The sequence below is a fragment of the Bradyrhizobium prioriisuperbiae genome, from assembly GCF_032397745.1.
Classification (GTDB): domain Bacteria; phylum Pseudomonadota; class Alphaproteobacteria; order Rhizobiales; family Xanthobacteraceae; genus Bradyrhizobium_A; species Bradyrhizobium_A prioriisuperbiae.
Window position 1 is genome coordinate 189589 of record NZ_CP135921.1, and the last position, 14402, is coordinate 203990.

Sequence of the window (14402 nt, forward strand, 5' to 3'; positions counted from 1 at the left end):
GCCGGCGCTCGACCAGCTCTCGGAGCCGGCCGGCTTGCGCGATGTCAGTCCGATGACGAGGCTCAGAGCCGCGCTCGGCGTCCGCTGCGGTTACGCCTCGCGGAAATCGAAGTCGTATTTGGTGCCCCAGGTGGTGAGCGTGGCGCGATCCCATAATTGCGGTCTCAGCGGCAGCGTTTCATGCCAGGGCCGTGGCTCGAACCAGCCGAGCTCGGCAATGTAGATGTCCATATCGGCATAAAACTCGACCAGCACGCGATCGGGATCGAAATGGTAGGATGCGAGATTGTGGCCGGCGGTGTGGCGCGCCGGTCCCCAGACGATCGGAATCTCATGCGTACTCAGGAGATCGGCGGCATCGTGATGATGACTGCGCTCCTTCAGCTCAAAAGCGACATGATGCAGTTTCCGGAACGGCGCCTCGACCACATTGAGCACATGGTGATCCCTGTTGCAGGTCAGGAAGGTGGCGCCGAGGTCGAGTTCGTCGGTCTTGATGAAACCAAGCAGCTCCCTGAAGAACTGCACCGACTTCCGCGCTTCCGGCGACATCACGGCAATGTGGCCTAGCTTGTTGGGCACCACGCCCTGCGTGCCAAACCCCGGCGCCGGCAAACTCATCTCGGTGAACAGCTGCACCACATGGCCGCCGGGCTCGGTGACTTCGAGGAGTTTCGCCACGCCCGGCCGCGCATCGCTCTTGAGCGTCGGCGTCAGGCCGACATCCCTGATCCGTGTCGCCCAGTCATCCAGCGACCGTTCGTTCGTCACCTGCAGGCCGAAACATCGCAGCCCGGCTTCTTCCGAAACCTTGAGCGCAATGTTGTGATGGTCGAGCCCCAGGCTGAGATAGGTCGAACCATCCGCCGCCCGCTCGGTGACTTTGGCACCGATCACTTCGGTATAATATTTCAGTTCGGGCTCGATGCGTTGCGTGCCAAGTTCGATGAAACCCAACCGGAATGCTTTCGACATAATGTCCTCCTGTTCTTGATGCGCCTGTTCGATCCGGGTTTTCCCCGGCGCCGGCGCTTGCAAACATCACACGAATTCTGCTGTCTCCAGCCGCTCGGCATCGAAGCCGAAAATCGACGCACGCCTGGGCGACAGCCCGCTCCAGGCCGCCATCTGGGCGTCCCGCTTCTGTTGTTCGGCGCCGTCAGGCAGATGAAACGAGGTTGAGTTGCCCCGCGCCGCCAGTTGGATCGCCGCAGTCCTCGGCTTGCGCCAGGTTTCGTAGGTCACGAGCGCCCTCTCCACATCGGAGGACGCGATGTCCGTCAAACACCGCGCAAGCGTTGCCCCGTCTTCGATCGATTGCGCCGCGCCTTGTGCGAGATAAGGCAGCATCGGATGGCAGGCGTCGCCAAGCAGCGTCACCCGCCCCACGCTCCAGCTTGCCAGCGGGGTGCGGTCGAACAGCGCCCATTTGAAGGTTTCGTCCACGGCACCGAGGATCTCGTGCACCTGGGGATGCCAGCCGGAATAATACCGTTTGGCTTCCGCGATATCGCCGCGGTCGTTCCAGGACTCCCGATCCCAGTTGTCCTGCTCGGTGACCGCCACGAAATTCATGTAGCGGCCGCCGGACACGAAGTAGTGCACGAAGTGTCCGCCCGGCCCCATCCAGTTGGTGGTCTGATGCTTGAGATTGAGATGGGCCAGCCGCTCGACAGGGGCAAGGCCGCGATAGGCGACGTTGCCGGAAAACCGCGGACGCTCATCGCCGAACAGGCTCTTTCGCACCGCTGAATGAATGCCGTCGGCGCCCACCACCACATCGCTGTCGATGACGGAGCCATCGTCAAAGACGGCGCGCGCACCGGTGGCAGTCTGACTCACGTCGATGCAGCGCCGTCCGCCATGCAGTCGTTCCGCCGGCAGTGCGGCCGTCAGGACCGACAGCAGATCGGCACGGTGGAAGTGATAATACGGCGCACCGTATGCGTTTTCGGCAGCGTCTCCCAGGTCCTCTCGCCCCAGAATCCGGCCGTCATCCCAGCGTCGGATTTCGATGCCCAAGGGCCTGACGGCCCGGTTGCGCAATGCGTCTGCAAGACCATAACGATGCAGCAGCCGGGTGGCGTTGGGACTCAGCTGAATGCCGGCTCCCACCTCAGTCTTGTTGACGACCTGTTCATAGACGTGGACGTCACAGCCGGCACGCAGCAAAGCCAACGCAGCCGCGGTGCCACCGATGCCGCCACCGACCACAGTGACCTTCAAGCCGTTCATCCGGCAGCCTCCCATCCCAGCGCTCGAGCGAGGATCCGATCCGCGTCCGCGCGCGTCCGTTGCGACCCGCGCCAGGCGATGTGCTGATCGGGCCGGACCAGCAGCGTATCGCGACCGTAGATCCGCTCAAGCGACGGTTCGTTGAGCTTGAGGATCTGCAATGGAATTCGGGCTTTGGCCGCCGCCGCGACGAAATTGTCGGTGTCCGCCCCGCCGAAATCGATCAGCGTGAACCACGGCCCCAGCCGGTCGAACAGCGCACTGCCGTCGCTCAGGAACGTGCTGGGCAGCCGCGCGCCGGGCATGGTGGTCGGCGTATAACGTACCGGATCCAGCGACGGCTCCGCACCCTGCTCGGCCGCGACGATCGGAGAGCGGTGATAGACATAACCGAACTCGACGCCCCAGCTTTCGTTCTCGGCGTTGCCGAGTGCGGCGACCCGCGCGCCAATGGCGGCACGGCGCTCTGCACTCACCGGCACGTCGGACTCGAGATCGGCCAGGTAGCTCTGCATGATCTCGATGCGAACCCCGGTATGCCGCGCCGATGCCTCGCGGTTACGCAGGCCGACGGGACGACGCTCGTGTTCATAGGACGCGAGCAAGCCCGGACCGCCGGTGCCGTTCAGGGTCGCCGCCAGTTTCCAGCCGAGATCGACGGCGTCGCCGATCCCGGTGTTCATGCCGTAACCGCCGGTCGGAATGTATTGGTGGACCGCATCGCCGGCAAGAAACACCCGCCGCCGGCCGTAGGATTGCGCCAGCAGCAGATGCGGCGTCCAGGTGTTGGAAATCAGCACGGTGTGATCGAATGGCGCGCCCGCGAACTTTTGCAACAGAGCGCTCGGGTCGATTCCATTCGGCGCCGAAGCCGGATCTTGCCGCGCCTGAACGGTCCAGATGTCATTGTCATTCTGCGCGATCATGGTGCCGAACGGCGACTGATAATGCCAGGCGATGCCCCAGCGCTGCAGCAGCTCACGCGCCGTCGAGCGAAAATGAACCATCTGGAACAGGCCGACCCGGGGCGTGCCGTCGAGCGCGATATCGAGAAGCTTGCGGACACGGCTGCCACCGCCGTCGCAACCGATCAGATAGTCGCAACGCACGGTTTCGGTGTTGTCATCTTCCGAATTGCGCAGGATCGCGGTAACGCCGGCATCGTCCTGCTCGAAGTCCTCGAAGGTCCAGCCGAACCGCACATCGGCGTCGGGCTGGGCTTCCGCCATCCTTTTCAGCACCGGCTCGATCTCCACCTGTGACACCCGCATCGCCGGCTCGCGCGACTGTGTGCCGTCATTGGTGGCGCGGATCAACGCACGGGACTGCTCCGGGCTCGGATAGCGGAAGCGATGCAATTCATGCCCGGCGAGCGACGTGATCCAGGCGACATCGAACGGATGCTGCTCGGGCACGGCCGACTTGCGCAATTCGTCTGCCAAGCCGAACTTGCGGAACAGCTCCATGCTGCGGCCGTTGGTAATATCCATTTTCGGATATTTCGTCGTGGTGGCGTTGCGCTCAACCACCATGACCTTGATGCCGAACTGGGTCAGCACCTTGGCCAGTGTCAGCCCCACCGGGCCGCCGCCTGCGATCAGAACCTGCGTCGTCTTCATCGGAGCTCCCTGTCAACGCGCCTCCGAAAATAACCGGGTTGTGCGCCGGCCTTGATTTATCTCATCAAGCCGCGCGGGCTTGTTCGTCTTCGGCGACAATCGGATTCGAGAGCGTGCCGATATCTTCAATGATGACCTCGACGACGTCGCCTGGTTTCATCCAGACCGGCGGCTTGCGCGCCGCGCCGACACCAGCCGGCGTTCCCATCACCAGCACGTCGCCGACCTCGAGGGTCATGCAGGCAGACAAAAGCTCCACCGTCTCCGCCACGCCGAAAATCATGTCGCTCGTGTTGGCGCTCTGCATCACAGCGCCATTCAGGCGAGTCTCGATCGCAAGTCCCGCTGCACCGGCAGGAAGCGCGTCGCTGGTGACGAAGTCCGGACCGAAGGCACCGCTGGCGTCGAAATTCTTGCCGACCGTCCATTGCGGCGTCCGCAGCTGATAATCGCGGATCGAGGCGTCGTTGAAGATGGAATAGCCGGCGATATGCTCAAGCGCGACATCGCGTTTGACGTGGCGCGCGGTCCGGCCGATGACGGCGACCAATTCCCCCTCGAAATCCAGCGCCGACGACTGCAGCGGCCGCACGATCGGCTGGCCATGGGCCACCAGCGACGTGTTGGCCCGCAGAAAGATCACCGGGAAGTCCGGGCGGGCCTGCTTCGATTCCGCGGCATGGTCCGCATAGTTCAGGCCGAGGCAAAGGATTTTTCCCGCCTGGGTGATCGGCGGCAGCAGGCGGATGACGCCAGCATCGACGGCCTTGATTTGCGGCGCGTCACGATGAGCTTTCGCGATCTGCGCCATGACCGACGGGCCAAGTGCAAGCAGTGCCGGCAGCGTATCCGGCAGGCCGGGTACGATATAGGCCAGCGGCAGGATCCCTTCGGAGGAGCGAAGTCCCAGCGCGGGTTTCGCGTGCCGTTCGTAGCTCACAAGCCGCATAACTGCCCCTCCAATAAAATCGATGTTTTTTGTTTATATGATAAAAAATCGATTTTCAAGAGGCGACCGAACGAACCGGCCTGGAGCGCGGCATAACACTGGAGCAACTGGCCTCGGGCTGAGACTGACATGCTAGAGCCTTTTCCGTTCCGATAGAATCGGAACGGGGCTCTAGTTGTTCTGTTTTGACATGTTCTTGACGCGAACCGGTCTCCACTTCGCTGGAAAACGCTTTGGCAGTCCAGAAGTACGGAGCGGGTCGCAACCGCATCGCGGCGAGCCGCCTTTACGCCTTAAGCGAAATACGAGATGTCTCGGTCGGGGTGCTTTATGGCAATGCTGGGCGCCGTCTTTGTGCGATCCTGCCCGGCCCACGGATACATCGCTTCGAAGAGCGTTTTGTGAGCGCTGAGCACGTCACCGTAGGTCAGGGCCTTCTTTCTTTGAAGTGCCGCGAAAGCATCATCAATGCCCGTCGTAAAGGAGGCATGTTCCAGCCGTCTGACGATGGCGGGATCCTTCTCTTGAGCAAGATTTTGTAGGTAGCCGCGCGTTTCGAAGTCGCCGAACGGGTCAAACGTCACAGCTTGGCTTCGTGCAGATAACGGGCTTGAAGTTGGATCATCTCGATGCGTGTGATCCGATTTGCGCGCTGCAATCCGATCAACAGTTGCTCGATCTCATCGAACTCGACCATATCCCCGGCTAGACGCGACATATGATGCGCCAAGCGATCATTTGGACCTTCTGAGTAGGTGACCTGATACGTCCGGGCGAGTGTCCGGATGTGCTCAGCGGTCGAGGAGGCAGTCAGCTTGTCCATCTTCATAATATAGCAATTTTTGGCCTGAAATTCCATTAATGAAAAGCGCCTGGAAATCAGCGGCTTGCAGGTCCATTTGCTGCCTCCCGAACACATGCGAAAACGGCCATCCGAAGAGTTGGCTGGCACGATTCACGGTCTGATCCCGGCTACCCTAAGAGGGCTATCGACTGGCGGTCGACAGGTACATCGTTGAGAAAGGCAACGATAAGAGTCCGTCCCGCGTCCGTCAGGTCGTTTCGTGCCGGCGCGTGACCTGCGTCACCAGGGAGGACGTGTGCGAGATGTGCGCGTTCGCCAGCCGGATCGCCTCCGAGACATTGCGAGCAATCACCGCATCGGCAATCCCCTTGTGCTCCTTCTGCACGTCGCGGCTGATCTTGGAACGGGTCGACAGCGCGCGATAACGCGCCGCCTGCTCGAACAGCATGGCATCGAAATCGATCAGCCAGCGCGAGCCGCAGGCGGCGATGAGGCTGGCATGGAACGCACGATGCCGCGCCTCCCAGTCGGGATTGATCCGCCTCGCATCGTCGGTCACATGCGTCGGCGTCTGCGTCAACCGATGCAGCGCCAGCACGATGGCCTCATCGGTCGCCTCAGTGGCGCGCGTTATGGATTCGCGCAGCGTGACCTCATTCAGCAGGCAGCGCGTGCGGGTCAGCTCTTCCAATTGATCGACCGACACCGATGGCACGCGAAAGCCGCGCTGATCCGACAGCACCACCCAGCCTTCTGCAGACAACCGGTTCAGCGCCTCCCGCACTGGACTTGCTCCGGCGCCGTACTTCTCCCGCAGCACGTCGATCGCGAGTTTCTCACCGGGCATGAACACCGCCGCGATCAGATCGCGCCGCAGCCGCTCCTCGATGCTGGAGGCGAGCGTCGTACTGACGCGTGACGTGGCTTCGACGGCGGCGGCTTGTTTTCTTGGCGGCATGAAACTCTCGGCGTTGCGGATAACGCCACCAAAGTGAGAAAAATCGATGAAAAAGTCAAATCAGATAAATCATCGATTTATGTGCATCAGCCGATGTGCGCCATCCTGTCCGCCACAACGTCTCTGGCCTTTATGGTTCCCTTATGAGGTTCGTGGCCCGCCCGTCTCGAATTCCTACACCCGCAATGACACCTTTTGGACCGAAGCGAACTCAGGGCAATGGCCCAACGCTTCGCGCACCAGACCCTGCATTGGAAAGTGTCATGAAACAGACCGAACCTCCCTCTAGCACCTCGACCGTCGTCCTGATCGGCCGGAACAGCCGTGGCGGCTGGGTAGCCCAGGAACAGAACGGCCTCTATGGCGGCCTGTTCATCAACCGCGCCGAAGCCGTGCGTTATGCACTGTTTGAAAATGGCCATCATCCTGAAGCCATCATCACCGCACCGGACGCGTTCGAGCTCGACATGACACAGAAGCCGTCGGCTGACATGACGGTGAGCGATGCCGGACCGCCCCTGCGGCGCGTTGCGTGATATCAGCGCGGCCTCTGGCCAGCGCTCCGAGGTTCAAAAATGCTTCAGCTCACTCCGGCACAAGCCCAGCAACAGCTGATCGATACCGTGATCGGGCTGACGCAGCTGTCGATTTCACACCGTGCAATCACCATCGGCAGCGGTGCGCCCGAGCTCTGCGTGGCGCTGCAGCGCCGCGGCTTCTTCCGGGTCGTAACATCAGGCACTTGCCCCGTGGCGCGCGCTCAGCATGCGATCGGGATCATCGCCGGCCACCACTCGCATCAGGCGCTCGAGACCCTGATCGAAGATATCTCGCATTATCTCGACACCGCCGCGACCATCGCCGTTCTGATCGATACCACTGAGAACGGTTGTGGCCTGAAAGTCCGCTCACGCCTGGAACAATTCGGCTTCCGGATCGATGCCGGTGTCCGCGGCCAGCATGGCCTTCTGTTGTCGGCGCGGCGGCAGGACGCTGCGCTCGTGGCCGTCGCCGCCTGAATAGTCCGAGATCAAGAGTTCCGTCAGATGAGTTCCGCAAAGCCCGGCGCCGTGCCGGTTTCCGGCATGATCGCGGATCAGCCGACGTTGATGCGGCGGCTGTTCGGCACAGCCGACGCGCGCAACGATTGGCACACCAGGGCGCTGCGGGCTTGGCTGCTAGCGCTGCTTCGCCTCGCCGTGACCGGCGATCGCGCCGACCGGCTGGAGGTGATGGCGACGGCCCGCGCCCTCGACGGCCTCGGCGCAACGACCACCGATGAAAGAACATTGACCGATCAAACTTTGAACGATCCGGTTTTCCACTTCTTCCACGCGACCAGCGCCAAACTTTGCCGCGCTATCGCCGATCCGACGCAGCCGGATTGTGACGATGTGCTGCGACGGCACATTGCCCGAATCGACGATCGGCGACTCAAACGCGCGTTCGCTGCTGCCGTCGACATCGAGCCGTCAGTGCCGAGACCAGCCGTTGCGTCGTTTGGACCAAGCGCCCGGAATGCACGACACCGCTGAAACGCGCAACGATCGCGGCACGACTGACGGCGAATCACTGCGCTCAACCCAACGACCTTGCAACCATTCAGCGACATTTTTGGGATTATGCGTGGCACGCAATTAGGCGTGAGGTTCTTTTTTGCGATGTATCGCAGCGCGATTTCCTCACAATGGCATTATTTGGACAAGTGATTGGATGACAAATCGCAACCATCCTCTATCTTCAGCGTTGCTACGTAAAGAATAGCAAGCATGGAGGTGCCGATGTCGTCCTGTGATTCGCGGTTTGAGATTTTTCAGGATCCGACGAACAATTGGATCGTGTGGGATTGCAAACTCGACGACTTTGCCCGGCTGGGGTCGGACGAACTTTTCTCCCTCTCGGAAACAAACGCGCGCGCGGCCTGCGATCTGCTGAACAGACTCGCCGACAAACGCGCGGCTTGATCCCCTAAACTCCTGGAACCCTCATGATGAGTTGGCCGACGCCTCGGCCGACTTGATATCATCTTGCTTTCGGCTCTTGTCAAAACGCAACAAGTTGCGCAACCTGTCGGTCAAATCCGGGGCAACCAAACCGGACAAAAGGGGCTGTCACAAAAGCCCCTTGAAAAACGACAGGGAGGGTGACGCCATGACGCACGCCATGGGCCGTACCGTGGGCGCTCCTGCGCTTTCACGTCGTTTGCTGATGACCTCCATGCTCGGAGGTGCGCTGGCGACGCGCGGATCAACCGCCTTTGCGCAATCCGATCTGCGACTGCGCATGTTCTGGTGGGGCTCGAAGGAGCGGGCCGAACGGACCAACAAGGTCAACGCGCTCTATCAACAGACCAATGCCGGCCTGACCGTCACCGGCGAATCGCTGGGATGGACCGACTACTGGCCGCGGCTCGCTACGCAAACCGCCGGCCGCAATGCGGCCGATGTGCTGCAGATGGACTACCGCTACATCTTCGAGTACGCGCGGCGCGGCGCGCTGTTGCCGCTCGACGGCTATCAGCCCGCGGCGCTCAATCTCGGCGACTTCAGCCCGGCCGCAATCGACAGCGGCAAGGTCGACGGCAAGATCTACGGCGTCAGCCTCGGCCTCAACTCCACTGCATTGATTTATGACAAGGAGCTGATCCAGAAGCTCGGCCTGAAAGAGCCGAGCTGGGAGATGGCCTGGAGCGAGATCGGGGACCTCGCGGTCGAGATCAGCAAAGCCGCCAAGCGCGACCGCTTCACCGGCCTCGCGGATGGGGGCCGGGACGAACCCGCGCTCGAAGTCTGGCTGGGCCAGCGCGGCAAGTCGCTCTATACGACCGAGGGCAAACTCGGCTTTGACGACAAGGACATCGCCGAGTGGTTCGCGTTCTGGCAGGACCTGCGCAAGCGCGGCGGCTGTGCCGCGCCGGATACGCAAGCGCTCGACCGCGGCGAAATCGATTCGAGCATGCTCACTTTGGGCAAGGCGGCGATGGGCTTCCATCAGTCCAATCAACTGGTCGGTTTCCAGGCGCTGAACAAAAGCAAGCTCGGGCTGACGACCTATCCAAATGGCGGCAAGGGCGCCAAGCCCGGTCGCTACCTGAAGCCGGCGATGATGTGGAGCGTCTCCGCGCAGTCCAAGCAGCAGGAGGCTGCCGTCAAGCTGGTCAGCTTCTTCGTCGCCGATCTGGAAGCCGGCAAGCTGCTCGGCGTCGAACGCGGGGTGCCCGCGTCCGATGCGGTGCGCAAGGTGGTGACGCCGACCCTCGACGAACTCGGCCGCACCATGGCTGACTACATCACCCTGATCAGCGACAAGGTCGGCCCGCTGCCGCCACCGCCGCCGCGCGGCGCCGGCGAGATCCAGACCATCCTGCGCCGGGTCAACGAGCTGGTGGGCTTCGGCAAATTGGCGCCGACCGACGGCGGGAAACAGTTCGTGATCGACAGCACCGCCGTGCTGGCCCGCGGCTGATCACGATGGCAAGCGCCGTCAGCGAAGCAGCACCGCGCCCAATCGAAGGCGCAGGCGAGAACGGCTGGCGTGGCAGCGGTGCCGGCTACCTGTTCCTGACGCCGTGGCTGCTCGGCTTCTTCGGGTTGACGCTCGGCCCAGCGCTGATTTCGCTTTATCTCTCGTTTACGGACTTCGACCTGCTAAGCACGCCGCGCTGGGTGGGGGCCGCCAACTATGTCCGCATCGCCACCAGTGATCCGAAATTCGTCGCGGCGATGCATGTGACGTTTCTCTATGTCGCTCTCGCTGTGCCGCTAAAGCTCGCCTTTGCGCTGATGGTGGCGGTGATCCTCAACAAGGGCATTCGCGGCCTGCCGCTCTACCGCGCGATGTTCTATCTGCCGTCGCTGATCGGCGCGAGTGTCGCCATTGCCGTGTTGTGGCGGCAGCTGTTTTCCGGCGACGGGCTGCTCAACCGGGTGCTGGCCCTGATCGGCATCCAGGGGCCGAGCTGGATCTCCGATCCGGACACTTCGCTTTACACCCTGGTGGCGCTAAGCATCTGGCAGTTCGGCTCGCCGATGATCATTTTCCTCGCCGGGCTGCGCCAGATCCCCAAGGATGTCTACGAGGCCGCCGAGATCGACGGCGCCAGCCGCAGCCAGCAGTTCTGGCGGATCACCCTGCCCCTGCTCACCCCCGTGGTGTTCTTCAACGGCGTGGTGCAGACCATCGAGGCGTTCAAGGCTTTTACGCCCGCTTTCATCATCAGCGGCGGCACCGGCGGCCCGATCGATTCCACGCTATTCTATACGCTGTATCTCTATCAGGAGGCCTTCGCCTATTTCCGGATGGGTTATGCCTCGGCGCTGGCCTGGATCCTGGTGGTGATCATCGCGGCGTTCACCGCGCTCGCGTTCCTCTCCTCGCGCTACTGGGTGCATTACGATGGCTGACACCACGGCATCCACCGCACTCGCACGCCGCCCCGGCTGGGCGCAGGATGACGAGCAGGCCCAGGAGCAGGGTGTCGGACGCGGCCGCTCCCTGCTCTATCACGTGCTGTTGTGCCTCGCCTCGATCGCCATGCTCTATCCGCTGCTGTGGATGCTGGCGAGCTCATTCAAGCCGGAGAGCGATATCTTCAGCAGCGCCTCGTTGTGGCCGTCGCATTTCAGCCTTGAGGCCTACCAGCGCGGCTGGTCCGGGCTGCAGGTCTCGTTTGGCCAGTTCTTTCTCAACTCGCTGCTGGTCTCGCTGAGCTGCGTGATCGGCAACGTGATCTCGTGCTCGCTGACCGCCTATGCCTTCGCCCGGCTGACATTCCGCGGCCAGAATATCTGGTTTGCGCTGATGCTCGGCACCCTGATGCTGCCCTATCATGTGACGCTGATCCCGCAATATGTGCTGTTCCTCAACCTCGACTGGGTGGGCACTTTCCTCCCCCTGATCGTGCCGAAGTTCCTGGCCGCGGATGCCTTCTTCATTTTCCTGCTGGTGCAGTTCTTCCGCTCGATCCCGCGCGATCTGGACGACGCTGCGATGATCGACGGTTGCGGTCCCCTGCGCATCTACTGGATGGTGATCCTGCCGCTGTCGCTGCCGGCACTCGCCACCGCCGCGATCTTCACCTTCATCTGGACCTGGGATGATTTTTTCGGCCCGCTGGTCTATCTCACCGACATCAACACCTACACCGTGCAACTGGGCTTGCGCAGCTTCGTGGATTCCACCGGCAAGTCCGACTGGGGCGCGTTGTTCGCGATGTCGACGCTGACGCTGCTGCCCGTGCTCGGCTTCTTCCTGGCGTTCCAGCGCCTGCTGATCAACGGCATTGCCACCACCGGTCTCAAGGGATAATCGAGCCCGCACCTCTTTGGCCTGCGCAAGGACACCACATGACAAAACTTCGCTTCGCCGCCATCGGCATCAATCACGCCCACATCCATGGTCAGATCGACTGCCTGGTGCGCGCCGGCGCCGACCTGGTCGGCTTCCATGCGCCCGAGGACGATCTGGCGAAAGCGTTCGCCGAGCGTTACCCGCAAGCGCCGCGGGCGGCCGATCGCCGGCGGTTGCTGGAGGATTCCGGTATCTCCCTGATCGTCTCCGCGGGCATCCCGGCCGACCGGGCGCCGCTCGGCATCGAAGTGATGCGCCATGGCAAGGACTATATGAGCGACAAGCCCGGGATGACCTCGCTGCAGCAGCTCGCCGAGGTGCGCCGCGTGCAGGCTGAGACCGGACGCATCTATTCGGTCTGCTATTCGGAACATTTCGAGACCCGCTCGACGGTCAAGGCCGGCGAACTGGTGGCCGCAGGCGCCATCGGCCGTGTCATCAACACCACCGGGCTCGGTCCGCACAAGCTGAAAAACCTGCCGCGGCCCGACTGGTTCTACCGGCGCGAGCGCACCGGCGGCATCCTCACCGACATTGCCTCGCACCAGTGCGAACAGTTCCTGTTCTTTGCGGACGCGCTGGACGCCGAAGTGGTGGCCGCTACCGTCGCCAACCGCGCCAATCCCGAGACACCGGAGCTGCAGGATTTCGGCGAGCTGCTGCTGCGCGCCGGCGACACCACCGGTTATGTCCGGGTCGACTGGTTCACGCCCGACGGGCTTCCGATCTGGGGCGATGGCCGGCTCACCATCCTCGGCACCGAAGGCACACTCGAACTGCGTAAATACATCGATATCGCCGGCCAGCCTGGCATCGATCATCTGTTCCTGGTCGACCGCAAGGGCACCCAGCGCATCGATTGCAGCGACGTCGAACTGCCCTACGGCCGCCAGTTGATCGCCGATATCCGCGACCGCACCGAAACCGCCATGCCACAAGCGCGCTGCTTCAAGGCCATGGAGCTGGCGCTGACGGGCCAGGCCATGGCCGAGCTGAAACAATAAGCCAGCAGGAAAGACCAACCCCATGGCCAAACGCTGGACCGTTGCGGTGATCGGATGCGGCATCGGCCGCAGCCATATCGAAGAGGGTTACGCCTGCCTGCCCGCGCAGTTCGAGGTGCGGGCGCTGTGCGACCTCAACCAGGAGCGGCTTGCCACCGTCGGCGACGAATTCTCCGTGCCCCGCCGCACCACCTCGTTCGATGAAGTGCTGGCGATGGCCGACATCGACATCGTCGATATCGCGACTCCGCCCGGACTGCACTTCTCGCAGACCAAAGCCGCGCTCGCCGCCGGCAAGCAAGTTGTGTGCGAAAAGCCTCTGGTCGGCTCGCTCGCCGAGGTCGATCAACTCGCGGCAATCGAGGCTAGCGCCAGGGGGCGCCTGATGCCGATCTTCCAGTACCGCTACGGCGACGGCCTGCAGAAAGCCAAGCGTATCGTCGAGCTCGGTCTCGCCGGCAAGCCGTATCTCGCAACCATTGAGACCGCCTGGCAGCGCGGTGCAAAATACTATGCGGTGCCGTGGCGCGGCCGTTGGGAAACCGAACTCGGCGGCGCGCTGTTGACCCACGCCATCCACGCCCACGACATGCTCAGCTGCCTGATGGGCGATATCGCCTCGGTGTTCGCGCGCACCGCCACCCGCATCAACAATATCGAGGTCGAGGACTGCGCGGTGGCCAGCCTGCAGATGACAAGCGGCGCGCTGGCGTCGCTCAGTATCACACTGGGGTCGGCCAAAGAGATCAGCCGGCTGCGGCTGTGCTTTGAGCACGTCACCTTCGAGAGTTCGCTTGCGCCCTATGCCCCCGGCGACGATCCCTGGCAGATCATCCCAACGTCGCCCGAAGCGGGGGCGCGTTTCGCGGCCGCACTCGAAGGCTGGTCCCACGTGCCGTCGCGCTTCGAAGGGCTGATGGCGGCCTATCACCGCGCGCTGGAGAGCGGTGGGCCTTTGCCGGTGACGCTGGCCGATGCGTGGCGGTCGCTGGAGCTGATCACAGCGCTCTATCATTCCGCTGAGACGGGCGAGCCTGTGCAACTGCCGATTGCAGCCTATCATCCGAAATATCGGGGATGGCGACCGCTGGATCGTTCCTGATCATTCCTGCGGCGCGCGCGTTTTTCCCGGAGCCGGATTATCTCCGGCATCTGATTGCATGCTCGGACTTTTCACGGTGACATTCGGAACGGCACCCGAGGCAAGCTGACGGCCGTTCGCCGGCGGCACGACGGCCTCGCGAACGATCTGGCGCGCCAGTTCTTCGTCGTCCACCAGCAGCACCGGCTCGCCAGCGACGCAGACGACCCAACCGACTTCGCTGCGCAGAATGGTGTAGTCCGACATTGCAGGACCGAAACGTGTCGTGTGAAACCAAACATATTGCCTAAAAAGCTCGATACATTTGAACCCCGCGCGTTAACACTTGGTGCGGCGAATTGTTGGAATCCCGTTACATCTCTGTTAACGCGATCGCCGAAA

General features: G+C 62.5%; 17 protein-coding genes. 9 read left to right on the top strand and 8 right to left on the bottom strand.

Annotated features, from left to right (window positions below):
* Positions 1-90: 90 nt before the first annotated feature.
* From RS897_RS00895 to RS897_RS00925, 7 genes are all read right to left on the bottom strand, one after another.
* Entirely contained in the window at positions 91-975 is an 885-nt protein-coding gene (locus RS897_RS00895) for a VOC family protein (protein ID WP_315834744.1), read from the bottom strand.
* Between the two features lie 66 nt (positions 976-1041).
* Positions 1042-2235, bottom strand: a complete 1194-nt coding sequence (locus tag RS897_RS00900; protein ID WP_315834745.1) for an FAD-dependent monooxygenase — start codon at positions 2233-2235, stop codon at positions 1042-1044.
* A complete protein-coding gene (locus RS897_RS00905) occupies positions 2232-3854 on the bottom strand; it encodes an FAD-dependent monooxygenase (RefSeq protein WP_315834746.1) in 1623 nt (540 codons plus the stop codon). The genes RS897_RS00900 and RS897_RS00905 overlap by 4 nt, the downstream gene beginning before the upstream one ends.
* A 64-nt stretch (positions 3855-3918) precedes the next feature.
* A complete protein-coding gene (locus RS897_RS00910; protein WP_315834747.1) occupies positions 3919-4803 on the bottom strand; it encodes a fumarylacetoacetate hydrolase family protein in 885 nt (294 codons plus the stop codon).
* A 293-nt stretch (positions 4804-5096) separates the two neighbouring features.
* The gene (locus RS897_RS00915) at positions 5097-5387 is read right to left on the bottom strand and encodes a hypothetical protein (RefSeq protein WP_315834748.1); all 291 of its coding nucleotides are present in this window, start codon (positions 5385-5387) and stop codon (positions 5097-5099) included.
* Positions 5384-5662, bottom strand: coding sequence for a hypothetical protein (locus RS897_RS00920; RefSeq protein ID WP_315834749.1), 279 nt, complete (start codon positions 5660-5662; stop codon positions 5384-5386). The genes RS897_RS00915 and RS897_RS00920 overlap by 4 nt, the downstream gene beginning before the upstream one ends.
* A 193-nt stretch (positions 5663-5855) precedes the next feature.
* Positions 5856-6566 carry a GntR family transcriptional regulator gene (locus tag RS897_RS00925; RefSeq protein ID WP_315834750.1) on the bottom strand — a complete coding sequence of 237 codons (711 nt, stop codon included), beginning with the start codon at positions 6564-6566 and terminating at the stop codon, positions 5856-5858.
* 263 nt (positions 6567-6829) lie between these two features.
* Here RS897_RS00925 and RS897_RS00930 point away from each other — a divergent pair, with 263 nt between their 5' ends.
* The 9 genes from RS897_RS00930 (at position 6830) to RS897_RS00970 (ending at position 14021) form a co-directional block, all read left to right on the top strand.
* Positions 6830-7102: a hypothetical protein gene (locus RS897_RS00930; RefSeq protein WP_315834751.1), complete on the top strand. Its 273-nt coding sequence runs from the start codon at positions 6830-6832 to the stop codon at positions 7100-7102.
* Between the two features lie 39 nt (positions 7103-7141).
* Entirely contained in the window at positions 7142-7585 is a 444-nt protein-coding gene (locus tag RS897_RS00935; protein ID WP_315834752.1) for a hypothetical protein, read from the top strand.
* Positions 7586-7612: 27 nt separating this feature from the next.
* Positions 7613-8101, top strand: coding sequence for a hypothetical protein (locus RS897_RS00940; protein ID WP_315834753.1), 489 nt, complete (start codon positions 7613-7615; stop codon positions 8099-8101).
* A 234-nt stretch (positions 8102-8335) separates the two neighbouring features.
* On the top strand, positions 8336-8530 hold the full coding sequence (locus RS897_RS00945; RefSeq protein ID WP_315834754.1) for a hypothetical protein: 195 nt from the start codon (positions 8336-8338) through the stop codon (positions 8528-8530).
* A 187-nt stretch (positions 8531-8717) separates the two neighbouring features.
* The gene (locus tag RS897_RS00950; protein ID WP_425476422.1) at positions 8718-10031 is read left to right on the top strand and encodes an ABC transporter substrate-binding protein; all 1314 of its coding nucleotides are present in this window, start codon (positions 8718-8720) and stop codon (positions 10029-10031) included.
* A 5-nt stretch (positions 10032-10036) separates the two neighbouring features.
* On the top strand, positions 10037-10969 hold the full coding sequence (locus RS897_RS00955) for a carbohydrate ABC transporter permease (RefSeq protein WP_315834755.1): 933 nt from the start codon (positions 10037-10039) through the stop codon (positions 10967-10969).
* Between the two features lie 130 nt (positions 10970-11099).
* The gene (locus tag RS897_RS00960; protein WP_315838936.1) at positions 11100-11873 is read left to right on the top strand and encodes a carbohydrate ABC transporter permease; all 774 of its coding nucleotides are present in this window, start codon (positions 11100-11102) and stop codon (positions 11871-11873) included.
* 38 nt (positions 11874-11911) lie between these two features.
* Positions 11912-12919 carry a Gfo/Idh/MocA family protein gene (locus RS897_RS00965; protein WP_315834756.1) on the top strand — a complete coding sequence of 336 codons (1008 nt, stop codon included), beginning with the start codon at positions 11912-11914 and terminating at the stop codon, positions 12917-12919.
* A 22-nt stretch (positions 12920-12941) separates the two neighbouring features.
* On the top strand, positions 12942-14021 hold the full coding sequence (locus RS897_RS00970) for a Gfo/Idh/MocA family protein (RefSeq protein ID WP_315834757.1): 1080 nt from the start codon (positions 12942-12944) through the stop codon (positions 14019-14021).
* Here RS897_RS00970 and RS897_RS00975 read toward each other — a convergent pair whose 3' ends face one another.
* Positions 14022-14267 (bottom strand): hypothetical protein, encoded by a 246-nt coding sequence (locus RS897_RS00975; protein WP_315834758.1) that lies wholly within the window; start codon positions 14265-14267, stop codon positions 14022-14024.
* Between the last annotated feature and the right edge of the window lie 135 nt (positions 14268-14402).